The sequence below is a fragment of the Faecalibacterium sp. BIOML-A1 genome (assembly GCF_009679715.1).
Taxonomy (GTDB): Bacteria; Bacillota; Clostridia; order Oscillospirales; family Ruminococcaceae; genus Faecalibacterium; species Faecalibacterium taiwanense.
In genome coordinates, this window is the sequence record NZ_WKZJ01000016.1 from 18,903 (window position 1) to 40,707 (window position 21,805).

At 58.7% G+C, this 21,805-nt stretch carries 17 protein-coding genes and 5 tRNA genes; 6 read left to right on the forward strand and 16 right to left on the reverse strand.

The window, feature by feature from the left end; all coding sequences use genetic code 11:
- Positions 1 to 39: 39 nt before the first annotated feature.
- From ribF to GKG36_RS13385, 14 genes are all read right to left on the reverse strand, one after another.
- Positions 40 to 957 (reverse strand): riboflavin biosynthesis protein RibF, encoded by a 918-nt coding sequence (ribF, locus tag GKG36_RS13320; RefSeq protein WP_154261159.1) that lies wholly within the window; start codon positions 955 to 957, stop codon positions 40 to 42.
- Between the two features lie 17 nt (positions 958 to 974).
- Complete coding sequence (truB, locus tag GKG36_RS13325; RefSeq protein WP_097780832.1) at positions 975 to 1,859, reverse strand: tRNA pseudouridine(55) synthase TruB; 885 nt, start codon at positions 1,857 to 1,859, stop codon at positions 975 to 977.
- On the reverse strand, positions 1,860 to 2,849 hold the full coding sequence (locus tag GKG36_RS13330; RefSeq protein WP_097773879.1) for a bifunctional oligoribonuclease/PAP phosphatase NrnA: 990 nt from the start codon (positions 2,847 to 2,849) through the stop codon (positions 1,860 to 1,862). It abuts the gene before it with no gap.
- A gap of 17 nt (positions 2,850 to 2,866) precedes the next feature.
- Entirely contained in the window at positions 2,867 to 3,259 is a 393-nt protein-coding gene (gene rbfA, locus GKG36_RS13335) for a 30S ribosome-binding factor RbfA (RefSeq protein ID WP_005945412.1), read from the reverse strand.
- Between the two features lie 169 nt (positions 3,260 to 3,428).
- A complete protein-coding gene (gene infB / locus GKG36_RS13340; RefSeq protein WP_154261161.1) occupies positions 3,429 to 5,909 on the reverse strand; it encodes a translation initiation factor IF-2 in 2,481 nt (826 codons plus the stop codon).
- Positions 5,906 to 6,283 (reverse strand): 50S ribosomal protein L7ae, encoded by a 378-nt coding sequence (locus GKG36_RS13345; RefSeq protein ID WP_097780834.1) that lies wholly within the window; start codon positions 6,281 to 6,283, stop codon positions 5,906 to 5,908. Before GKG36_RS13345 ends, infB begins: the two co-directional genes overlap by 4 nt.
- A complete protein-coding gene (locus GKG36_RS13350; RefSeq protein WP_005945403.1) occupies positions 6,267 to 6,566 on the reverse strand; it encodes a YlxR family protein in 300 nt (99 codons plus the stop codon). Before GKG36_RS13350 ends, GKG36_RS13345 begins: the two co-directional genes overlap by 17 nt.
- Before the next feature lie 33 nt (positions 6,567 to 6,599).
- Positions 6,600 to 7,706 carry a transcription termination factor NusA gene (gene nusA, locus GKG36_RS13355; protein WP_097773881.1) on the reverse strand — a complete coding sequence of 369 codons (1,107 nt, stop codon included), beginning with the start codon at positions 7,704 to 7,706 and terminating at the stop codon, positions 6,600 to 6,602.
- A 37-nt stretch (positions 7,707 to 7,743) separates the two neighbouring features.
- On the reverse strand, positions 7,744 to 8,229 hold the full coding sequence (rimP, locus tag GKG36_RS13360; protein ID WP_005945397.1) for a ribosome maturation factor RimP: 486 nt from the start codon (positions 8,227 to 8,229) through the stop codon (positions 7,744 to 7,746).
- 137 nt (positions 8,230 to 8,366) lie between these two features.
- The gene (locus tag GKG36_RS13365) at positions 8,367 to 9,608 is read right to left on the reverse strand and encodes an aminopeptidase (protein ID WP_173012981.1); all 1,242 of its coding nucleotides are present in this window, start codon (positions 9,606 to 9,608) and stop codon (positions 8,367 to 8,369) included.
- A gap of 505 nt (positions 9,609 to 10,113) precedes the next feature.
- On the reverse strand, positions 10,114 to 11,535 hold the full coding sequence (locus GKG36_RS13370) for a glycine--tRNA ligase (protein ID WP_097773884.1): 1,422 nt from the start codon (positions 11,533 to 11,535) through the stop codon (positions 10,114 to 10,116).
- Positions 11,536 to 11,717: 182 nt separating this feature from the next.
- Positions 11,718 to 12,203 (reverse strand): 23S rRNA (pseudouridine(1915)-N(3))-methyltransferase RlmH, encoded by a 486-nt coding sequence (rlmH, locus tag GKG36_RS13375; RefSeq protein WP_044954166.1) that lies wholly within the window; start codon positions 12,201 to 12,203, stop codon positions 11,718 to 11,720.
- Between the two features lie 212 nt (positions 12,204 to 12,415).
- Positions 12,416 to 14,665: a DNA gyrase subunit A gene (locus GKG36_RS13380; RefSeq protein WP_154261163.1), complete on the reverse strand. Its 2,250-nt coding sequence runs from the start codon at positions 14,663 to 14,665 to the stop codon at positions 12,416 to 12,418.
- Positions 14,666 to 14,957: 292 nt separating this feature from the next.
- The gene (locus tag GKG36_RS13385) at positions 14,958 to 16,949 is read right to left on the reverse strand and encodes a toprim domain-containing protein (RefSeq protein WP_154261165.1); all 1,992 of its coding nucleotides are present in this window, start codon (positions 16,947 to 16,949) and stop codon (positions 14,958 to 14,960) included.
- A gap of 354 nt (positions 16,950 to 17,303) precedes the next feature.
- Here GKG36_RS13385 and GKG36_RS13390 point away from each other — a divergent pair.
- The 5 genes from GKG36_RS13390 (at position 17,304) to GKG36_RS13410 (ending at position 17,856) form a co-directional block, all read left to right on the forward strand.
- Positions 17,304 to 17,379, forward strand: a tRNA-Phe gene (locus tag GKG36_RS13390).
- A gap of 30 nt (positions 17,380 to 17,409) precedes the next feature.
- Positions 17,410 to 17,485 (forward strand) — tRNA-Gly (locus GKG36_RS13395).
- 29 nt (positions 17,486 to 17,514) lie between these two features.
- Positions 17,515 to 17,591 (forward strand) — tRNA-Asp (locus GKG36_RS13400).
- Positions 17,592 to 17,677: 86 nt separating this feature from the next.
- A tRNA-Gly gene (locus GKG36_RS13405) sits at positions 17,678 to 17,753 on the forward strand.
- 28 nt (positions 17,754 to 17,781) lie between these two features.
- Positions 17,782 to 17,856: transfer RNA gene (locus tag GKG36_RS13410), tRNA-Cys, on the forward strand.
- 381 nt (positions 17,857 to 18,237) lie between these two features.
- Here GKG36_RS13410 and GKG36_RS13415 read toward each other — a convergent pair.
- On the reverse strand, positions 18,238 to 18,720 hold the full coding sequence (locus GKG36_RS13415; protein WP_046414970.1) for a GNAT family N-acetyltransferase: 483 nt from the start codon (positions 18,718 to 18,720) through the stop codon (positions 18,238 to 18,240).
- A 150-nt stretch (positions 18,721 to 18,870) separates the two neighbouring features.
- On the opposite strand from GKG36_RS13415, the gene recG reads away from it, so the two are divergent.
- Positions 18,871 to 20,931: an ATP-dependent DNA helicase RecG gene (recG, locus tag GKG36_RS13420; protein ID WP_005945362.1), complete on the forward strand. Its 2,061-nt coding sequence runs from the start codon at positions 18,871 to 18,873 to the stop codon at positions 20,929 to 20,931.
- Positions 20,932 to 21,001: 70 nt separating this feature from the next.
- On the opposite strand, the gene GKG36_RS13425 is transcribed toward recG, so the two are convergent.
- Complete coding sequence (locus GKG36_RS13425) at positions 21,002 to 21,694, reverse strand: metallophosphoesterase (protein WP_154261167.1); 693 nt, start codon at positions 21,692 to 21,694, stop codon at positions 21,002 to 21,004.
- Positions 21,695 to 21,805: the final 111 nt, after the last annotated feature.

Genomic DNA, 21,805 nt, shown 5'->3' on the forward strand with positions numbered 1-21,805 from the left:
CCTGCCTTTCCGGGATCTCCGGAAGGACAGGTCTTTTTCTTATGCAAAATATTCCTGTGCACGCTTTGCAGCGTTGTTGATGCAGGCCCGCAGCTCGTCCAGCGTATCAAACTTTTTGCTGGGGCTGAGGTAGGCGTGGAACTCCACCACCGGGTCGGTGCCGTAGAGGTCGCCGGAAAAGCCCGGGATAAAGGTCTCGCAGGTCACCTTGGTGGCATCATCATTGACGGTAGGGCGGCTGCCAAGGCCGGTGGCCGAAGGGTACCACACCCCGCCAATGTGGGTGCGGGTGATATAGATGCCGCTGCGGGGCAGTTGAAAGCCCTCGGGATACAGCTGGTTGATGGTGGGCACCCCCAGCGTATGGCCCAGACCTGCACCGTGCTGCACCTCGAACCGGATGGCGTAGGGCATCCCCAGCATGGCGTTTGCTGCCGGGATGTCGCCGCCTTCCAGCGCGGTGCGGATGCGGGTGGAAGACACCGGCTTTTCCTCAAACTGCGCCATGGGCACCACGATCACCTCCACGCCCAACGGAGCGCAGAGGGTGCGCAGCAGCTCCGGGTTGCCGGCCGCTTTGGCACCAAAGGTAAAGTTTTCGCCGCAGACCAGCGCACGGGCATTGCAGTCCCGCACGATGCCCAGCACGAACTGCTCCGGGGTCAGGCCCTTGATCTCCTCAAAGTCCGGCGTGAGGTAATACTCCACGCCAAGGCTTGCGATCAGAGCATGCTTATCCGCTGTGGAAAGCAGGCGCTTGCCCTTCATCTTATTCACCACCGGCAGCTTGAAGGTAAACACCGCCGGGGCGGCATCGTGTTCTTTGGCCCACTGCACGGCGCTTTCGATCACCGCACGGTGGCCGATGTGGATGCCGTCAAAAAAGCCCATTGCCACTGCGGTGCCTTTTTCCGGCTGCGCCAGCGGCAGCGGTGCAAATTGTGAAATGATCTGCATGGGTTTTGTTTCCTTTTTCAATTACGTTCTACGAACAGTTTTTCCACCCGCAGCACACCCTGTACGATATTGGCAAGGCCCAAAAACTGTCCGGCGGCATTGCGCACCCGGTAGCGGCCATCTGCTGCCGGATACCGGCTGGTGGGACAGCCGTTGTACAAATGCTGTTCCACCCAAGGCTCCACCACCAGCAGCGGCAGGCTTTCAAACACGCTTTCCACCGGCAGCATCAGCGCTTCCAGCGCGTCCATGCCCTGCTCTTTTGCGGCAAGAATTTCCTCCAGCGTGTGGGCATCGGCTTCGGTGTACACGCCCGCCGAGGTGCGGCGCAGTGCGCTCATGGTGCCCTTCTGGCCCATGGCGGCGGCAATGTCTTCCAGCAATGTGCGGATATAGGTGCCCTTGGAGCACGTTACATCCAGCACATACTCATTTTCGGCCGGGCTGCCGCCGTAGGTGATGCTGTAAATTTCAATGGGGCGTGCCTTGCGCTCCACGGTCACGCCCTCACGGGCCAGCTTATACAGCGGCTGACCGTTCAGCTTGATGGCCGAGTACATGGGCGGCACCTGCATCTGCGGGCCGATGAATTGCGGCAGCACGGCCAGCAGTTCCCCTTCGCCCGCCGTGACCGGAGCCGTTTCCAGCACAGTGCCGGTCACATCGCCGGTGTCGGTGCGCGCGCCCAGTTTTAAAACCGCACGGTAGCTTTTATTGTGGTTCAGCTGCAGGTCCACTGCCTTGCTGGCACCGCCGCAGAACACCGGCAGCACGCCGGTGGCCATGGGGTCCAGCGTGCCGCTGTGGCCCAGCTTGCGGGTGCCCAGCACGCCGCGCAGCTTTGCCACCACATCAAAGCTGGTCCAGTCCATGGGCTTGTCAACGATCAGGATGCCCTGCATTTATGCTTCCTCCTGCGGTGCGTCCAGCTCGGCTTCCACCTCTGCCAGAATTGCATTTTTTGCGTTTTCCAGATTGCCCAGCAGCTCACAGCCTGCAGCGCGGCTGTGACCGCCTCCGCCCAGACGCCGGGCGATGGCGCAGGCGTCCACGCCCTTTGCGGTGCGCACGCTGATGCGGTAGCTGCCGCCGGGCTGCTGCCGCAGAGTCAGGCCCACCTTTACGCCCTCAATGCTCACAGGCAGGCTGGTCAGTTCTTCCAGATCGGCCGGGTCCACCCCGCTCTGCTCGATCTCGTCCCGGGTGAGGTAGATGAGCGCGCACCGGCCATCCAGATAGTATTCCAGATGGTTGCGGGCAATGCGCTCGGCCTCCATGCGCTCACGGGGCTTGGTATCGAACAGCAGGGTGTTCAGCTCTTCCACATGACAGCCCGCCTCAATGAGCTTTGCCGCCACGATGTGGGTGTTTGCCGTGGTGGAAGAGAATCGGAAGCAGCCGGTGTCGGTTGCAAGGCCGGTGTAAAGGCAGTCTGCAATGTGCGGCGTAATGGCAACGCCCATGGCGTTGATCACCTCGTACAGCAGCTCTGCCGCCGCTGCGGCGCTGCCATCCAGCAAGGTGAAGTCGGCATAGCCGCTGTTGCCTGCGTGGTGGTCGATGCACAGGTCCACATGGCGCGAGAACTGCGTCATACCGTTGTTTTCTCCAAACAGCTGCACGCTGGCGACATCCACCGCTACCACCGTCTGCGGCTCAAACTCACCTTTGAACATATGTGCGTTGGTAAACGCATACCGGTTGGGAATGGCATCGGAGCAAAGCACTGCCACATTTTTATCCAGTGCTTTCAGTGCACAATACAGCGCGCTGCCGCAGCCAATGGTATCGCCATCCGGGTTTTTGTGACACAGAATCAAAATGTTGTCCGCCGTCATCAGGCGCTGGGCCATCTGCTGCACATTCAACTGTTCTGTCATTCCATGATCCATCCTTTCCGCAGGCGGAATTATTCTTCGGTCTCCTCCGGTGCGCTGGCTTCGGTGTCAGCGTCGCCGTTCACGTTCAGCGTGCGGAGCAGCTCGTTGATGTGGGCTGCATAGGCGGCACCGTCATCCTCTACGAAGATGAAGCGGGGAGCCTTGCGGATGTGCATTTTCTTGCTCACTTCAGTGCGCACATGGCCTGCCGCGCGGTTCAGTGCCTCGATGGCGGGCTTTGGGCCGTCCTCGCGGCCCATCACGCTCACATACACCTTGGCCACATCCAGATCAGGGGTCACATCCAGACGGGTGACGGTGAGCAGGCCGCCCTCCAGACGCGGGTCCTTCAGCCTGCCGATGATGGCAATGATCTCGCGCTTCATATCCTGCGCCAGACGGCCCATATTCTTCTGAGACATAGTATTTCTCCCTATAAAAGAAAACCCTCTCAGCCTCGCTTCGCTCGGCAGCTCTCCCGAGGGACGAGCTTTTTGCGTGGATACGGCAAACGTTCCGTTTCTCTGCAAACCTCCCACCTCGGGGGAGGTGGCATTGCGCCAGCAATGACGGAGAGGGATATTTCAGATCTTAATCGCGGTACTCTTCCATCTTGAAGGCTTCGTACACGTCGCCTTCCTTAACGTCGGCAAACTTTGCCAGAGTAACGCCGCACTCGTAGCCCTCGGCCACTTCCTTGGCATCATCCTTGAAGCGCTTCAGGGATGCGATCTCGTCCTCGGTGATCACGATGCCGTCACGCACCACGCGCACCTTGCTGTCGCGGGTGATCTTGCCGCTGGTCACGCGGCAGCCTGCAACGGTGCCCACATTGGAGATCTTGTACACCTGACGGACCTGCAGCTCGCCCAGAGACACCTCGCGGAACTTGGGAGCCAGCATGCCCTTCATAGCGTCGGTGACATCGTTGATGGCATCATAGATGACGCGGTACATACGCATTTCCACCTTGGTGGCAGCAGCTTCTTCCTTGGCCACATTGTCCGGGCGGACGTTGAAGCCGATGATGATGGCGTTGGAGGCATCGGCCAGATCCACGTCGGACTTGCTGATGGCACCGACACCGGCATGGATGACACGCACGCGCACCTCTTCGTTGGAGATCTTCTCCAGACTCTGCTTCACAGCCTCGGCAGAGCCCTGCACATCGGCCTTGACCACGATGGCCAGTTCCTTCATGTCGTTCTGAGCCATCTGGCTGAACAGGTTATCCAGCGTGACCTTCTGGAAGGAGGAGAACTGCTTTTCCTTGGCGGCAGCAACGCGCTGTTCGGCCAGCTCACGGGCCAGACGCTCGTCCTCAACAGCCTCGAACAGGTCGCCTGCTTCCGGCACAGCGGTCAGGCCGGTGATCTCCACAGGGGTAGAGGGGCCGGCATCACTCAGAAGCTGGCCCTTGTCGCTGCGCATGGTGCGCACGCGGCCCACAGCGGTACCGGCAATGATGACGTCGCCGGAGTGCAGGGTGCCGTTCTGCACCAGAATGGTGGCAATGGGGCCCTGGCCCTTGTCCAGACGGGCCTCGACGACCGCACCCTTGGCGCGGCGGTTGGGGTTTGCCTTCAGCTCCATGACCTCAGCTTCCAGAACGATGCGCTCCAGCAGGTCGTTGATGCCCATGCCGGTCAGGGCAGACACCGGGATGCAGGCCACATCGCCGCCCCAGTCCTCGGTGATGATGCCGTACTTGGTCAGGCCTTCCATCACGCGCTCGGGGTTTGCGGTGGGCTTATCCATCTTGTTCATTGCCACGATAATCTTGACATTTGCAGCCTTGGCGTGGTTGATGGACTCGATGGTCTGGGGCATGATGCCGTCGTCGGCAGCAACCACCAGAACGGCGATATCGGTCATGTTGGCACCGCGGGCACGCATGGAGGTGAACGCCTCGTGGCCCGGGGTATCCAGGAAGGTGATGAGGCTGTCGTTGACCTTGACCTGATATGCACCGATGGCCTGCGTGATGCCGCCGGCCTCGCCTGCGGTAACGTTGGTCTTGCGGATGGCATCCAGAATACTGGTCTTGCCGTGGTCAACGTGGCCCATAACGCAGACCACCGGGGGACGCTCCACCAGATCCTCCTGCGAATCCTCTTCCTGCGTGAACAGGCGCTCCTCGATGGTCACATGCACCTCGTGCTCGACCTTTGCGTGGAACTCCTCTGCCAGCAGAGAAGCGGTATCAAAATCGATCACATCGTTGATGGCGTGCATCTCGCCCATCTGCATGAACTTGGCAATGACCTTGCCGGCCTGCTGCTTCAGGCGGGCAGCCAGCTCGCCCACGGTGATCTCGTCGGGGATCATCACCTTCAGCTGTGCGCTGCGGGCCTTTTCCAGCTGGATGCGCTGCAGACGCTCGAACTCGGTCTCGCGCTTGCCCTTCTGGAACTGCTGGCGCTGGCGCTGACCGCGCTGGGTGAACTTTTGCTTGTTGCCCTGCGGGGTGGGCTTGCGGCGGTTCTCGGTGTTCTTGGTGGAAGCCAGATCATCGTAACGGGCATCGAAGCGGTCCACGTTCATATCCACAGTGCGGGTATCCACGGTGACCTGATTGTCCTCGCGGCGCACGGACACAGCCTGTGCCGGAGCAGCGGATGCCTTGGCACCGGTCTCACGAGCCAGTTCGCTGAGAGAAACGGTCTTTTCCTCGCGCTTCTTGTGCTGCTCGTTCTTCTTTTCGTTATGCTTATTGCCGTTCTTATCCTGCTGGGCAGGCTCTGCCTTTTTGGCGGCAGGCTGCTCCGGCTTCTTTTCCGCCTTGGGAGCTTCGGGCTTTTTCTCGGCCTTCTTCTCGGCCTTCTTCTCGGCCTTCTTCTCAGTGGGCTTCGGCTCTTCCTTTGCGGCCTTGGCGCTGTTCAGGAATTCGTCCAGATTTGCCACGCTGTTATCCTTGCTGAACTTTTCCAGCAGGTAGTTCAGCTCGTTCTCTTCCAGATTGGAGCTGTTCTTCTTGCCGGTGCTGCCCATGGCGTTCAGCTCATCCAGGACCTTCTTGGCGGAAAGGTTCAGGTCCTTTGCAAAATCACTCACTTTATATTTTACGATCATTCGGTCATATCCTCCTCATTTTTGATTGCTCCGCAGTCCGACAGGCGGTCAAAGCAGAGCTTTGCGAGGTTGCGGTCAGTCACCGCGTAAACAGCCACAGGCTTGCGGCTGATATCGGCCAGTTTATCCTGCGTAAGCGGCATGGTGATCACATCCACCAGATCGCCCACAGAATAGTCGAGGCGCTGCACGGTCTTGGCGCTGGCATCGCTTGCCACCATCACCAGCCATGCCTTGCTCTTGACGCAGGCATCTTCCACGGCATCAAAGCCCATGGTCAGTGCGCCCGCCTTGCGGCACAGGCTCAGCGCCTGATACAGCGCTTCCTCCGGCGGCAGCTTGGGCTTTGCGGGGGTGTTATTCTTCTTTGCCATTTGCTGCTGCCTCCTTTGCGGCTTCGGCCAGCTGTGCGGCCAGAGCCTCGTAAACTTCGGCGGGAACCGGCTGCTCAAAGCAGCGCTCCAGCGCCTTTTTCTTTTTTGCCTTGGTCAGGCAGTCGGGGTTCGGGCAGAGATACGCGCCGCGGCCCGGCTTTTTGCCGACCAGATCAATGCTGATCTCTCCGCTGGGTGCACGCACCACACGCACCAGCTCCTTTTTGGGGCGGCTGGTCATGCAGCCGATGCACTGGCGGGAAGGGATCTTTTTCTGTGCCATCCGGTTTCCCTCCTTTGGCCATCTGCGCCGGAATTACTCGGTGTCGGTCTCGGCTTCCTTCTTCGGCTCTTCCTCGCCATAATAGCCGCTCTCGGGGCGGATATCAATGTTGTAGCCGGTCAGGCGTGCGCACAGGCGTGCGTTCTGGCCCTTGTTGCCAATGGCAAGGCTCAGCTGCTGGTCGGGCACGGTCACACGGCAGGAACGGGTCTCGCCGGGCAGCAGTTCCACCTTGACCACCTTGGCCGGGCTGAGTGCTGCGGAGATGAACTCGGAGATATCCTCGCTCCACTTCACAATGTCGATCTTTTCGCCGCCCAGCTTTTCCACAACAGCAGCTACACGGGCACCGTGCTCGCCGATGCAGGCGGAAACAGGGTTCACGTTGGGGTCCTTGCTCCAAACAGCCATCTTGGTGCGTGCACCGGCCTCGCGGCTGATGGCCTTGACCTCCACAGTGCCGTCAAAAATTTCGGGCACTTCCAGCTCAAACAGGCGCTTGACAAGGCCGGGGTGGGTGCGGCTGATCATAACGCGGGGGCCGCGCTCAGTGCTGACCACGTCCACAACGTAGACCTGCAGGGTCTGGCCCTCGGTGTACACCTCGCCGGGCACCTGCTCGTTGTGGGGCAGGATAGCCTCGCCGCCCTTGCCCAGATCCAGAGCAACGATGCCCTTCTCCGGGTCCACGCGGGTAACGGTGGCCTGCACGATGTCGTGTGCACGGGACTGGATCTCGCTCAGCTGCTGGCTGCGCTCAGCCTCGCGGATGCCCTGACGGATCACGTGCTTTGCGGTCTGGGCTGCAATGCGGCCGAAGTCCTTGGTCTTGAGGGGGGTCACAATGCGGTCGCCCACTTCGTAGCTCTTGCGGATCTTCTGTGCCTCGGTAATGCCGATCTCAGAGTGCTCGTCGTACCAGTCCTCGTCGGCCACAACGTCCTGGATCAGGGCCACATCAAAGCGGCCCGCGGCGGGGTCGATATCCACCTTCACGTGGTCCTCTTCCACCTCATAGTTCTTCTTGACGGCAATGATGATCGCAGCCTTGATCTTTTCGATCAGGTATTCTGCGGTGATGCCGCGCTCGTGCTCCAGCATGGAGAGAGCTTCAAAAAATTCATTGTTCGCTGCTGCCATTTTTCGGGTTCCTCCTGTAATTTACTCTCTATCTATGTTAGTCAAACAGGTCTTCATCGTCGCACAGGTTCACGCTGGATGCGGCGTTCACCTCAAAGGTGACAGCGCCCGCATCGGTGTTCACCGTAACGGTGCTGCCCTCGCGGCCTGTCAGGATACCAGAAAACTCACGCACGCCGTCTGCATTCGGGCGGATGAGCTTTACCCGGATCTTCTGGCCCTTGAGGGCTTCATAGTGCTCCGGGCGGGTCAGCTTACGGCCAAGGCCGGGGCTGCCCACTTCCAGATAATAGCTCTGGTCGATGGGGTCTGCCTCGTCAAGGATGGGATCCAGCGCATGGGAAACATCCGCGCAGGTGTCGGTATCCATGGTGCCGTCCTTGTCGATGAGCACGCGAAGATACCAGTCTGGACCTTCCTTTTCAAAAACCACATCCCACAGGCGCAGGCCCATGCCCTCCACGGTGGGGCGGACAAGCGCTTCGACTCTCTGGGCGGTGTTGCCGCCAGACTGCTTCGCCATAAAAAACCTCCAAACAAACAAGAAACGCGGACCTTGCGGCCCACGTTTCAGGTTAAACTATATCGTACTACTAGAATATACCATACATCCCGCGATTATGCAAGCATTTTCGCAGATTTTTTTCGCCGCAGGGTCTTTTACAGCACCCACACGCCGTCCCGGAACAGCTCCACGGTGCGGCCATCGCGGCATTTGCCGGTGATATGGCTGTCCTCTGCACCGATCATCACATCCTCATGCAGGCGGGACTGGTTCATGCCGCGGGCCAGCAGCTCTTCCTTCGTCAGCGCCGTGCCGTCCTTCGTGGTGCCGGGGTAGCTGGCACCAAAAGCGATGTGGCAGGCGGCATTTTCGTCAAACAACGTGCTGTAGAACAGCTTGCCGCTGCGATTGATGGGGCTGCTTGCCGGCACCAGTGCCACTTCGCCAATGCTGCGGGAGCCTTCGTCGCCGTCCAGCAGACGGCCCAGCAGCACCTGTCCCTGCTCGGCGTGGTAGTCCACAACCCGGCCCTTCTCAAAGGTGACACGGAAGTCCTTGATGAGCTGGCCGTTGAACACATAGGGCTTTGTGCCGTAGACAACGCCCTCTACCCTGTCCTTGTGGGGCGCAGTGAACACTTCCTCCGTGGGGATGTTGGGCAGGAACACCACGCCCTTTTCGCTCTTGCTGGCGGCGCTTTCCCACACAGCCTGATCCGCAAGACCCACGGTCAGGTCCGTGCCATTGCTGCTCTCAAAATGCACGCTTTCCAAGTCCAGCGCGTTCATTTTATCCCGCAGAGTGCTGAGCCGCTCCATATGGGCCTGCCACTCGTTCACCGGGTCGCCACCAGTGACCCGGCACACGTCAAAGATCAGCTTCCACAAAGCCTCCATTGCGGCATCCGCGTCCAGCTCCGGGAAGACCTTCTTTGCCCACGGCACACTGGGCAGGGCCGCAATGGACCACTGCACCCGGTCGTTCATGGTGTACTCCTGCCACTCCTCCATAAAGGCGCGGCGGGCGGCATTCACCCGGCTGATCTTATTGCCGTCAATGCCCACATACAGCTCCGGGTCGTCCGCAATGAGATGCAGTACACACACGCCGCCCTCGCTTTCAGCATAGTCAAGATAGCGGCGCAGCTGCCATGGCTTGAGGTCGGTCAGGGCCTCCTCGCTGCCCAGCTCCATGCGGGCACGGGCCACAGCGTCATCGCTCCAGTTCACCTGCACATCCCGGGCACCGGCTTCGTAGGCACTGCGCACGCACAGCCGCGCCAGCGGCGCGCCCTCCAGCGGGCAGTTGATGATGAGGGTCTGGCCCGGCTGCGGGTTCACCCCCACCCGGACGATGAAATCGGCATATTTTTTCAGCAGTTCGTCAAAGTTTTCCACGGTAGAACCTCCTGCGGTGTAAAAATCATGTTTTTCTGTTTTTCAGTATACCCGGTACAAGCCGTTCTGTCCAGTAAAAAGAAAACAGACACCTCCCGCTGTTGAAAAAGCAGGAAACGTCTGTTATACTGTCTTTTGAGAGTGCTGTCTACATACGGCAGGCGGTCTATGCCTTTTCGGCCCTGCGTCGGGAAGGCGAACATTTTTGTCGTACCCCGACGCTTTGCAGCGAAGGGGGTGATGCTTCATGACGCTTTTAGAAACTCTGGCTCTGCTCACATTGCTTGCAACCGTGAGCTTTGGCATTTTCGATATCGCGTGGAAGATCTTCAACAACAAAAAATGACCGCCCTCAGCGTCCAAACCTGAGCGGTCATCTTTTGATTATCGCGCCGGAAAGGTACTGACCGTTTGCCAGACAGCACTTTCTTTATTTGTATTATAGCACAGCCCCGCCGAAATTGCAACGGCGGGGCTGTTTTTATCGCCTGAAAGCGAAATTTTCTCAGAACTCGATCTTGCTCTCGATATAAGCTTTCAGCTCGGAGATGGGCATACGAACCTGCTCCATGGTGTCGCGGTCACGGACAGTGACGCAGTTGTCGGCGGCAATGCCCTTGGCCTCGTCACCCACGGTATCAAAGTCCACAGTGATGCAGTACGGGGTGCCGATCTCGTCCTCGCGGCGGTAACGCTTGCCGATGGAACCGGTATCGTCGTAATCCACCATGAAGTACTTGCTCAGCTCGTTGCGGATCTCCATGGCCTTCTCGCCCAGCTTCTTGCTCAAGGGCAGCACAGCGCACTTGTAGGGAGCCAGAGCCGGATGCAGATGCAGCACGGTGCGGATATCCTCCTTGCCCTTGCTGTCGGTCAGGTGCTCCTCGTCGTATGCTTCGCACAGGAAAGCCAGAGCCACACGGTCACAGCCCAGAGACGGCTCAATGACGTAGGGGATGTAGTGCTCGTTGGTCTCGCTGTCGAAGTACTCCAGGCTCTTGCCGGAAGCTTCCTGATGGCGGGTCAGGTCGTAGTTGGTACGGTCTGCAATGCCCCACAGCTCACCCCAGTCGGTGAACGGGAAGGCGTACTCGATATCGGTGGTAGCGCGGCTGTAGAAGGCCAGCTCTGCAGGCTCGTGGTCACGCAGGCGCAGGTGCTCCTTCTTGATGCCAAGGCTCAGCAGCCAGTTCTCGCAATAGTCCTTCCAGTAAGCGAACCATTCCAGATCGGTGCCGGGCTTGCAGAAGAACTCGCACTCCATCTGCTCGAACTCACGGGTGCGGAAGGTGAAGTTGCCCGGGGTGATCTCGTTGCGGAAAGCCTTGCCCACCTGGCACACGCCGAAGGGCAGCTTGCGGCGGGTGGTGCGCTGGATGTTGGCAAAGTTGACAAAGATGCCCTGTGCGGTCTCAGGACGCAGATAGCAGGTGGAAGAGCTGTCCTCGGTGACGCCGATGGCAGTCTTGAACATCAGGTTGAACTTGCGGATGGGGGTAAAATCGTGCTTGCCGCACACCGGGCACACGATGTCCTCATGCTCTGCGATGAAAGCATCCATCTCGTCAAAGCTCATGGCATCCACGTTCACCTCGGGGTGCTCCTCACCGATCAGCTTGTCGGCGCGGTGGCGTGCCTTGCAGGCGCGGCAGTCCAGCAGGGGGTCCGAGAAGCTGGAGACGTGGCCGGTGGTCACCCAGGTCTGAGGGTTCATGATGATGGCCGCATCCAGACCCACATTATAGGGGCTTTCCTGCACGAATTTCTTCAGCCATGCCTTTTTGACATTGTTCTTGAACTCGACGCCCAGCGGGCCGTAGTCCCAGCTGTTGGCCAGACCGCCGTAGATCTCGGAACCGGGGAACACATAACCACGGTTCTTGCAGAGATTGACGATCATATCAAGGGTCTTTTCGCTCTGTTCCATTGTAGTACATCCTTTCCGTCCGCGGCTGGTTTGCCGTGTCGTTGTTGTATCGTTCCGGCAGCTTTCCCCACTGCCGGGCGTGCTTTTCAAAGGGAAAGCACAGTATCTTTACTGTACCATGTTTTGCGCCGCTTGTAAAGCCGAAAACCGGCCTGCTTTGGGGAACAGACCGGTTTTTGCACTTATTTATGGTATTTCATTCCTGCATTGATGGTGCAGGCACGGTAGATCTGTTCCGTGAGCACAAGGCGGGCCAGCTGGTGGGGCATGGTGATGCGTCCCATGCTGAACTTGAGTGCAGCGGCCTTTTTCACCTCATCGGACAGGCCGTGGGACGAGCCGATGACGAAAGCCACATCCCCCGCCCCGCTGTTTGCGCGGTCGGCAAGGAACTGCGCCAGCTCGTCGGAGGAGATCTGCCTGCCTTCAATGCACATGGCCACGATGGCAGCACCCTTGCGCACGTTGGACAGGATGGCCTTGCCCTCCTTGTCCAGTGCCTTTTTTACCACGGCATCCGAGGCGTTTTTCTCCTCGATCTTTTCCTCCGGCAGCTCGATGATGCGGAAGGACGCGAAGGCGGCAAGGCGCTTCTGGTACTCGGCCACGCCCTCGGCGAAATATTTGGCATTCAGCTTGCCCACACAGATCAGGTCGATGTTTTGCATTGCAGTTTCCTCTTTTATATAGAAACGATTTAAAATTGTCTCCGCTACTGCTTGAACTCCCTCAGTCACGGCTTACGCCGTGCCAGCTTCCTCGGAGAGGGAGCCTCTGGCGAAACCGGATACTTTGCAATTCAACCAGAGGCTTTGCCGCCATGCCAAAGGCCCCATCCTAGAGGGGGCTGTCGAGCGAATGCGAGACTGGGGGAGTTTTTTTACAGCAGGCTCATCTGCTCGCCCTCGTCCTCGGCGCGGAGCAGCGCACCGGTAGCGGGCAGGCTGCGCACACGGTAGCGGTGGGGGTTCGCCAGCTCCAGCGTGTCCGCAGGCACCACCGAAGCGATGGTCTGGTTCTTTTTCAAAGTAACCACTGCCACGCCCTGACTGTCGCGGGTGGCCTTGGCCGCGATCTGCGCCGTGCCCACCAACAGCATCCGACTGGCGCTGGTGCGGATGGCAAGTTCGGTCTCCTCCGGCAGGAACAGCAGCGTTGCCAGCGGCTCCTTGTCGCAGTAGGCCTTGAGCAGCTTGCGGCGGTTCTGCTTGGTGGCGTAGGAGCTGAGCGGAATTTTCGCGCACTTGCCGCTGGCAAAGAAGAACAGCATAAAGCCGCTGTAGTCGCTGGTGATCACCATGGAGAGCACGTTCTCGCCCTCGTCCATGCCCAGACGGCCCGGGATGAAAATGCCCATCTGAGCCACCTTGCCGTCCTCCAGCTCTGCCAGACGCACCTTGTACACCTGCTGCTTGTCGGTAAAGAACAGCGCTTCCACGTTGTTGCGGGTCTCGATCTGCTGCACGATCTCGTCGCCTTCTTTCAGCTTATGGGCACCGGCGGTGCGCAGACCTTGCGGCGGGATCTTTTTGAAATAGCCCTCGCGGGTAAAGAACACCGTCACGGGGTAATCCGGCGCTTCTTCCTCCTCGGAGCCGTTCTCATCCTCAGGCAGATCGTACAGGATCTCGCTGCGGCGGGGCTGGCCGTACTTCTTGGCAACATCGTTCAGCTCATTGATGATGATGCGGCGGATGCGGGCGGGCTTTGCAAGGATATCGTTCAGGTCGGCAATGTCCTTCTCCAGCTGTTCGATCTCGCTGGTGCGCTTGAGGATATATTCCCGGTTCAAATGACGCAGCTTGATCTCGGCCACATAGTCGGCCTGCACTTCATCGATGCCAAAACCGATCATCAGGTTGGGCACCACTTCGGTCTCTTCCTCGGTGGTGCGGATAATTTTGATTGCCTTGTCAATGTCCAGCAGGATGGCAGCAAGACCCTTGAGCAGGTGCAGGCGCTTTTCCTTGCCGTGCAGGTCATAGTAGGTGCGGCGGCGCACGCACTCCACGCGGAAGGCCGTCCACTCCTTGAGAATTTCGCGCACGCCCATCACGCGGGGCTGGCCGGACACCAGAATATTGAAGTTAGCGCTGAAGCTGTCTTCCAGAGGGGTAGCCTTAAACAGCTTTGCCATCAGCTTGTCGGCATCCACGCCGCGCTTGAGGTCCAGTGTCAGCTTCAGGCCGTTCAGGTCGGTCTCGTCACGCATGTCGCTGATCTCCTTGACCTTGCCGGCTTTGACCAGCTCTGCGATCTTGTCCATGATGGCCTCCACCGTGGTGGTTGGCGGGATCTGGGTGACCTCGATCATGTTCTCGCCCGGCACCACATTGTAGCGGGCGCGTACCTTCACGCTGCCGCGGCCGTTCTCGTAAATTTCACGCATCTGCGCTTCATCGTACAGAATCTGACCGCCGCCCACGAAGTCCGGGGCGGGCATGGTGGTGGAGATGTCGTGGTGCTCGTCCTTCATCAGGGCCACGGTGGTGGCGCACAGCTCTGCCAGATTGAAGGAGCAGATGTTGCATGCCATGCCCACCGCGATGCCCAGCGTGTTGTTGGCCAGAATGGTGGGGAAGGTGACCGGCAGCAGGGTAGGCTCGGTGGTGGTGCTGTCGTAGTTGGGCACAAAGTCCACGGTCTCCTTGTCGATATCCCGGAACAGCTCCTCGCACACACCCTCGAGCTTCGCCTCCGTGTAACGGGCAGCAGCGCAGGACATATCCCGGCTGTAGGCCTTGCCGAAGTTGCCCTTGCTGTCCACAAAGGGCACCAGCAGGCTCTCGTTGCCGCGGCCCATGCGCACCATGGTGTCGTAGATGGCGGCATCGCCGTGGGGGTTCAGGTGCATGGTGCTGCCCACGATGTTGGCAGACTTGGTGCGTGCGCCCTTGAGCAGGCCCATCTCGTACATGGTGTACAGCAGCTTGCGGTGCGCCGGTTTGAAGCCGTCGATCTCTGGCAGCGCGCGGCTGACGATGACGCTCATGGCGTAGGGCATATAGTTGGTTTCCAGCGTGCGGGTGATGGGATCCTCCAGCACACTGCCGGCATTTAAAATTTCAACGCCGTCGCCCAGCTGCGGGCGCACCGGCTTGAGTGTTTTCTTGGTCGATTTTCTAGGCATCTTCTAACCTCTTGACGATTTTAAATGGGCGCCGCTCTCGCTCTGCCCATATTCAGCGGAAAATATTTTTTATTTTTGCAGTTCAGGATGGCCTGCGGGCCATCCTGAGCTGCTCTTTCACAGATGGAGCCGTTCCGGTTTTCTGCATTTTTCCCTTAAAATGCCGTGACCCGTTGGGGCCTTCTTCGTGAAAACGTGATTTGGAGCAGCCCGCAGGCTGTGACAAATCACCAAATTAAAATAACGTTACCTCTGTCATTGCCAGAGCGCAAGCGGAGGCAATTTAAAATCATCAGCTCACATCCAGATCGTCCAGATATTCTGCGCCGTGCTGCGCAATGTGTTCCTTGCGGCCTGCAAGGTTATCACCCAGCAGGATATCGAACACCTGCGCGGTCTGCACCACATCAGTGGGCATCACCTTGATCAGACGGCGGCTCTCCGGGTTCATGGTGGTCAGCCACATCATCTCAGGGTCGTTCTCACCCAGACCTTTGGAGCGCTGGATGGTGTATTTTTTCTCGCCGATCTCTTCCAGAAACGCTGTCTTTTCCGGCTCGGTGTAGGCGAAATAAGTTCGGTCTTTCGTTGTAATTTCATACAACGGCGACTCTGCGATATACACATAGCCCTTCTCGATCAGGGTCGGGGTCAGGCGGTAGAGCATGGTGAGCACCAGCGTGCGGATTTGGTAGCCGTCCACATCGGCATCGGTACAAATGACGATTTTATTGAACCGCAGATTATCGAGATTGAAGGTGGCCAGCTCCTTGTTGTGTTTGCCGCCCAGTTCCACGCCGCAGCCCATCACCTTGATGAGATCCACGATGACATCCGATTTAAAGATGCGGGCATAGTCGGCCTTCAGGCAGTTCAAAATTTTGCCGCGGATGGGCATGATGGCCTGATATTCACTGTCGCGGCTGGACTTGACCGCACCCATAGCGGAATCGCCCTCCACGATATACAGCTCGCGGCGGGATGCATCCTTGGTGCGGCAGTCCACGAATTTCTGCACCCGGTTGGCAAGGTCGATTTGGGTGGACAGGGTTTTTTTGATGCTCTGGCGCGTTTTTTCCGCATGCTCACGGCTCTGCTTGTTCACCAGCACCTGCTGGCAGATCTTCTGGGCCTCGTCCGGCTTTTCCAGAAAATACACTTCCAGATAATGCTTGAGGAAGTCGGTCATAGCCTGCGAGACGAATTTGTTGGTGATGGCCTTTTTGGTCTGGTTCTCGTAGCTGGTGCGGGTGGAAAAACTGGACGAGACATACACCAAGCAGTCCTGCACATCCTGAAAGCTAATGGCGCTCTCACCTTTTTTATAGAGGTTCTTTTCCTTCAGGTACTTGTTGATCTGATAGACAAAGGCGGTGCGCACCGCGTGCTCCGGGCTGCCGCCGTGCTCCAGCCAGGAAGAGTTGTGGTAATATTCCAGCATCTGCACCTTATTGGAGAAGCAGAACGCCGCGCTCATGCGCACCTTGTAATCCGGCTGGTCCTCGCGGTCCCGGCCCACAGCCTCACTCTCGCAGCTGAACACCGGGGTCAGGGTATCCTCCCCTGCCACCTCGGCCACATAGTCCGCGATGCCGTGCTCATAGCACCAGCTCTCGTACCACGCCTTGCCAGTGGCAGGGTCTTTCTCCTTTTCATCGGTGAAGTTCAGGGTCAGGCCTGCGTTGACCACCGCTTGACGGCGCAGGGTATCCTTATAGTAGCTGCCAGGCACATCGATGTCGGTGAACACCTCGTCGTCCGGCTTCCAGTGAATGATGCTGCCGGTGCGGCGGCCCTTGTAGGCTTCCTTCTGCAGGCCGCCCACATTCTCGCCCTTTTTAAAATCAAGGTGATAGTGGTATCCGTCACGGTAGATATCGGCGGTCATCCATGCAGAAGCATACTGGGTAGCGCACAGGCCCAGACCGTTCAAGCCAAGGCTGAACTCGTAGTTATCCTCACCCTCGCCATACTTGCCGCCTGCATACATCTCGCAGAACAACAGCTCCCAATTGTAGCGCCCCTCGCCGTTGTTCCAGTCCACGGGCATACCGCGGCCAAAGTCCTCAACGATAACGCTGCCATCCTTACAGCGGGTCACGTTGATGGTATCGCCGTGGCCGTCGCGGGCTTCGTCGATGGAGTTGGAGACGATCTCAAAGATGGAGTGGGCGCAGCCCTCCACGCCGTCTGAGCCAAAGATAACGGCCGGGCGCTTACGCACACGGTCGGCACCCTTCAAAGAAGTAATGCTCTCGTTGCCATATTCCTGTTTTTTTGCCATGCTGCTCCTCCCGGCCCGGCCTTTCTTGCAAAAAAGCGGGCCGTCTGTAGTCAAATCATAAAACGCCACTGCCCTTTTTTACTATAATATAGGTATATGCAGAGAAAAAGGGCAAAAGTGCCTGAATTATTTTATTTTCATTAAACCATAGGTTGTTGAATTTGTCAATTTCTGTTTGGCGCGCCCGCACACAGCACGTCCTGTGCCGGATGTGCCGAAAGCAGGTTGAAAAAGTCATTCTTATTTTACGCGCTGGAGCGACCAAAATCAAGAAAGTTTCAATTTTCTGAAAAAAATTTGGATTTACCCCTTTACAAAATCGAAATTTCAGGTATAATAATCATCGTCCGGTGCGCCTCTGTAGCTCAGTCGGTAGAGCAGGGGACTGAAAATCCCCGTGTCATTGGTTCGATTCCGATCGGAGGCACCAGCTAAGGAAATCCAGCAGGGTTTCCAATATGCGGCCGTAGCTCATCTGGTAGAGCGCCACCTTGCCAAGGTGGAGGTAGCGAGTTCGAGCCTCGTCGGCCGCTCCATAACGGAGCAGCAACGGTTGCTCCAATATGGCCCGGTAGCTCAGTTGGTTAGAGCACCAGCCTGTCACGCTGGGGGTCGTCGGTTCGAGCCCGATCCGGGTCGCCACCAAGAAAGCGCAAGCTTTCACCTACTTTGAAACTTGTTTTCAGGGCATCAGAAATGATGGGTGCAAGGTAAAATGCACCGAATATGCGGCCGTAGCTCATCTGGTAGAGCGCCACCTTGCCAAGGTGGAGGTAGCGAGTTCGAGCCTCGTCGGCCGCTCCAACAGGAGTGGAATCCCACTCCTAAATATGGTGACGTGGCCAAGTGGTAAGGCAAGGGTCTGCAAAACCCTCATCCACCAGTTCAAATCTGGTCGTCACCTCCAAAAGAATCCCGGGAACTTCGGTTCCCGGGATTTTTTGTTTTTGCGCTGTTCCCTATCAGCCTCCTCGCCCTCTCCGTCACCTACGGTGACAGACTCCCCCTTTTGTCACCTGCGGTGACATCTTCCCCCGGAGCGGGGGAAGTCTTTCCTCAAAGGGAGAGCCTCTGGCGAAACCGGTCACTTTGCAGCTAAGCCGAAAAGTCTGCCGCAGTGCCGCACTTTCGCAGAAAGCGGCACTGCAAATGCCGTCTACCTTTACGCCCCCTCCAGTGAAAATGCAATGCCGGAGCTTCCGCGGACGCTCCGGCATTGCTCTCTTAAAAATTATTCTTCCGCTGAATACGGCCGGAGCAAGGCGTAGGCCATTCCAGATCGTCCCCCTCAGAACTTCAGCCGCATCTGGTACCACACCACGCCCCCGTGGGTGGAGCCGGAAACGCCCTCGTTCACAAAGCCGAACTTTGCATAGTAGTGCACCAGGGCCTCCTTGCAGGTCAGTACCAGCCCCTTCCGGCCTTGGGCCCGGGCGTCGGCAATGGCCTGCTGCAGCAGCTGCCCGGCGTACCCCTGTCTGCGGCAGGCCGGGATGGTGTTTACCCCAAAGATCATCTGCCAGGCACCATTCTCCCGGTGGAGGGAGGCGTCGGCGTACATCTCATCGGTCAGGTCCGGCCAGTCGGTGCAAAAGCCGTCCACAAAGGCCAGCAGCCTTTCCCCCTCCCACAGCAGCCAAAAATGATCGCCGTACTGCTGCAGCCGCCCGGCAAACTCCTCTGCCGTAGCCGCCTCTGCCGCCGGGAAGCAGGCCGCCTCCACCGCTGCAATGGCCTCCAAGTCCTTTAAGGTCCCCTTACGGATCTCCATAAATATTCTCCCCTCTTTTTCTTCCGAGTGTACCACAGTTCCTGCCCAAAGGCAAAGGTCCTGCCGGTTTTTCCTTTTTGGGCCATTTGCATCCGCTGCCGCTCCGTGTTACAATGGCTATATTGCATCCAGGAAAGGAGCTGACACGCCATGCCCGCCGAAAACCATACCACCCTCACCCCGGATACGCCGGTGCGCTACCTGAAGGGCGTTGGCCCCAAGACCGCTGAGCGGTTCGAGAAGCTGGGCATCGTGACGCTGGCCGACCTGCTGTGCCACTACCCGCGCAGATATATCGACTTCACCAAACCCTATTCCATCGCCGAAGCGCCCACCGATGTGGAGTGCGTCGTCAGGGCCGAGGTGTTCGCCAAACCCGGCGGGCGTATCCTGCCGGGCGGGCGGCGGATGGAGCGCATCACTGCGGGGGACGATGTGTCCAGTCTGGAGATCACATGGTTCAATAATCCGTATGCCGCCCAGAAGCTGCAGCTGGGGCAGGAATACTATTTTCAAGGCATCGTTACCGGCGGGATGCTGCGCCGCCAGATGGTCAACCCGCAGGTGCGCACCGCTGAGCAGATCAAGGCTTCTCCCTTTGAAGCGGTCTACCCCCAGACCGAGGGCCTGACCAGCAATGCCATCGCCAAGTGCGTGCGGCAGCTGCTGCCCCATGCAGAGCTTCTGCCCGACCCTCTTCCGCCGGAAATGCTGGCAAAATACCGTCTGCTCTCCAAGGCAGATGCCGTGCGGGCCATCCACTGCCCCGCCACCGAAGAGCAGGCCTATGCAGCCCGGCGGCGGCTGATCTATGAAGAACTTCTGGTTTTGCAGCTGGGCATTGGCCGGATGAAAAACCGGGGTGCCGCTGCCACCGGTGCGCCCATGCAGCTTGCCGACCCGTCCCTGTTCTGGGCCAGCCTGCCCTTTTCCCCCACCGGAGCCCAGCGCCGGGCCGTGAGCGAGATTCTGGCCGACATGGCGGGCGAGACTTCCATGAACCGCCTTTTGCAGGGCGATGTGGGCAGCGGCAAAACGCTGGTGGCGGCTGCCGCCATCTGGGCCTGCATCCGAGCGGGGTATCAGGCCGCGCTGCTGGCCCCGACGGAAATTCTGGCCACCCAGCACGCCGAAGGCCTGAACCGGATGCTTGCCCCCTTCGGGATGCGGGTGGCCCTGCTGACCGGCGGCATGAAGGCCGCTGCACGCCGCACCACCCTTGCCGCCATCCGGAACGACGAAGCCGACCTTGTGGTGGGCACCCACGCCATCCTCAGCGAAGGCGTAGAGTTTGCCCGGCTTGGTCTTGCCGTGATCGACGAGCAGCACCGCTTTGGGGTACGGCAGCGCGGAATGCTGGCCGAAAAGGCCGCGAATCCGCACCTGCTGGTGATGAGCGCAACGCCCATTCCCCGCACGCTGGGCCTGCTCATCTACGGCGATTTGGACATCTCCATTCTGGACGAGCTGCCGCCGGGCCGCACCCCGGTCAAAACCCGCTGCATCACCGGCAAAAAGCGGCGCGACCTCTACCATTTTCTCGATCAGGAGATTGGCAGAGGGCGGCAGGTGTATCTGGTCTGCCCCGCCATCGAGGACACACCGGATGGCGGGCTGAACGCCGTTAAGAGCTACTACGAGGACATTGCCAAAGCCCTGCTGCCGGAGCGCCGGGTAGGCCTGATGCACGGCAAGCTCAAACCCAAGGAAAAAGCTGCCGTGATGGAGGACTTCAAAGCCGGACGGCTGGACGCACTGGTGTCCACCACCGTCATTGAGGTGGGTGTGGATGTGCCCAATGCCAGCGTAATGGTGATCGAAAACGCAGAGCGCTACGGTCTGAGCGCCCTGCATCAGCTGCGCGGCCGCGTGGGACGCGGTGCAGCGGAGAGCTGGTGCTTTCTTGTCAGCGACAACCAAAGCGAAAACGTACAAAAGCGGCTGAAATTTTTGTGCAGCACCACGGACGGCTTTGCGGTGGCGCAGTACGATCTGGAGACCCGCGGCCCCGGCGACTTTTTCGGCAGCCGCCAGCACGGCCTGCCCACCCTGCAGATCGCCGACCTGATGAACGACACCCGCACCCTGCACGCTGCGCAGGCGGAAGCCGTTGCCATGCTGGCCGACGACCCGCTGCTGGAAGCGCCGGAGCACGCACTGCTGGAACAGCAGGTGCAGCAGATGTTCGAGAAAGCCGGAGCCATGAACTGATCCGGAGTTTTTTTGCGCACAAGCAACAGCAAATGCAAAAGCCGCTGCACGGCTGGTGCAGCGGCCCCTGTTATCGAACGGAACGCTTTGCGTGCCGTTCGCCCATGCTTATCACATCGCAGAACACGCAGCGGCTTTTGGTGGAAAGCTGGGTATCCTTATGGTAGCAGCCAAAAAACCACTTGTCGTAGGTCAGCTTCAACAAAATTTTATCCAGAAAGCTGTGCAGCTGGTTGGTCTCGCCGCTGGCAAGGGCGGTAAAATCCAAAAATCTGCTTGGCGCATCGTGGGTCAGCACATAATCCACTTTGTAATCGCACGCTGCAAGGTTCTCCTCACAAAAGGCGTATTCCTCCTCCGAAGGCATTTCTTCCTTCCACCAGTTCACGCCGGGTTCCCGATCCTCCACATCCTGGCTTTCCGCACCGCCAAAGCACAGGTATTTTTTATTCTCCAATTCCAGCACACTGCCGCGGCACACATGGTACACATTGCCACCCAGTGCCTGCACCTTCCCGCCAAAGCGTTCCTCGGTGGGATACTGCTTTAAAAGGTCGTAGTTTTCGTGGCTGCCGTCCAGAAACAGCAGGGTATACGGGCGCTTGCGCAGCCAATCCAGCTTTTTCTGTTCCTCCTTGCTGCCGTCCCACACAAAGCCAAAGTCGCCCAGTACCACCACGGTATCCCGTTTGCCCAGCCAGCGCAGCTTGCCGTGCTTGAAGCGGTCGATGTCGCCGTGGGTGTCCCCTGTCAGATATACCATTCCTGTCCTCCCTGACCGGATGTGAAATCGGCACAATAAGCCTTGTCACACCCCGCCAAACCTGTTATTATAAAGAATACAGCCTTCCGCTGTGATCTCGTTCTTACCCGG

Bases quoted from the DNA above. Each gene is read 5' to 3' on its own strand.
- nusA (WP_097773881.1), bottom strand. From the start codon at position 7,706: ATGGCAGCAGCGAACAATGAATTTTTTGAAGCTCTCTCCATGCTGGAG.
- rimP (WP_005945397.1), bottom strand. From the start codon at position 8,229: ATGGCGAAGCAGTCTGGCGGCAACACCGCCCAGAGAGTCGAAGCGCTT.
- GKG36_RS13370 (WP_097773884.1), bottom strand. From the start codon at position 11,535: ATGGAACAGAGCGAAAAGACCCTTGATATGATCGTCAATCTCTGCAAG.
- ribF (WP_154261159.1), bottom strand. From the start codon at position 957: ATGCAGATCATTTCACAATTTGCACCGCTGCCGCTGGCGCAGCCGGAA.
- GKG36_RS13415 (WP_046414970.1), bottom strand. From the start codon at position 18,720: ATGGAGATCCGTAAGGGGACCTTAAAGGACTTGGAGGCCATTGCAGCG.
- rlmH (WP_044954166.1), bottom strand. From the start codon at position 12,203: ATGCAAAACATCGACCTGATCTGTGTGGGCAAGCTGAATGCCAAATAT.
- rbfA (WP_005945412.1), bottom strand. From the start codon at position 3,259: ATGTCTCAGAAGAATATGGGCCGTCTGGCGCAGGATATGAAGCGCGAG.
- infB (WP_154261161.1), bottom strand. From the start codon at position 5,909: ATGATCGTAAAATATAAAGTGAGTGATTTTGCAAAGGACCTGAACCTT.
- truB (WP_097780832.1), bottom strand. From the start codon at position 1,859: ATGCAGGGCATCCTGATCGTTGACAAGCCCATGGACTGGACCAGCTTT.
- GKG36_RS13425 (WP_154261167.1), bottom strand. From the start codon at position 21,694: ATGGTATATCTGACAGGGGACACCCACGGCGACATCGACCGCTTCAAG.
- GKG36_RS13350 (WP_005945403.1), bottom strand. From the start codon at position 6,566: ATGGCACAGAAAAAGATCCCTTCCCGCCAGTGCATCGGCTGCATGACC.
- recG (WP_005945362.1), top strand. From the start codon at position 18,871: ATGCCCGCCGAAAACCATACCACCCTCACCCCGGATACGCCGGTGCGC.
- GKG36_RS13345 (WP_097780834.1), bottom strand. From the start codon at position 6,283: ATGGCAAAGAAGAATAACACCCCCGCAAAGCCCAAGCTGCCGCCGGAG.
- GKG36_RS13385 (WP_154261165.1), bottom strand. From the start codon at position 16,949: ATGGCAAAAAAACAGGAATATGGCAACGAGAGCATTACTTCTTTGAAG.
- GKG36_RS13380 (WP_154261163.1), bottom strand. From the start codon at position 14,665: ATGCCTAGAAAATCGACCAAGAAAACACTCAAGCCGGTGCGCCCGCAG.
- GKG36_RS13330 (WP_097773879.1), bottom strand. From the start codon at position 2,849: ATGGATCATGGAATGACAGAACAGTTGAATGTGCAGCAGATGGCCCAG.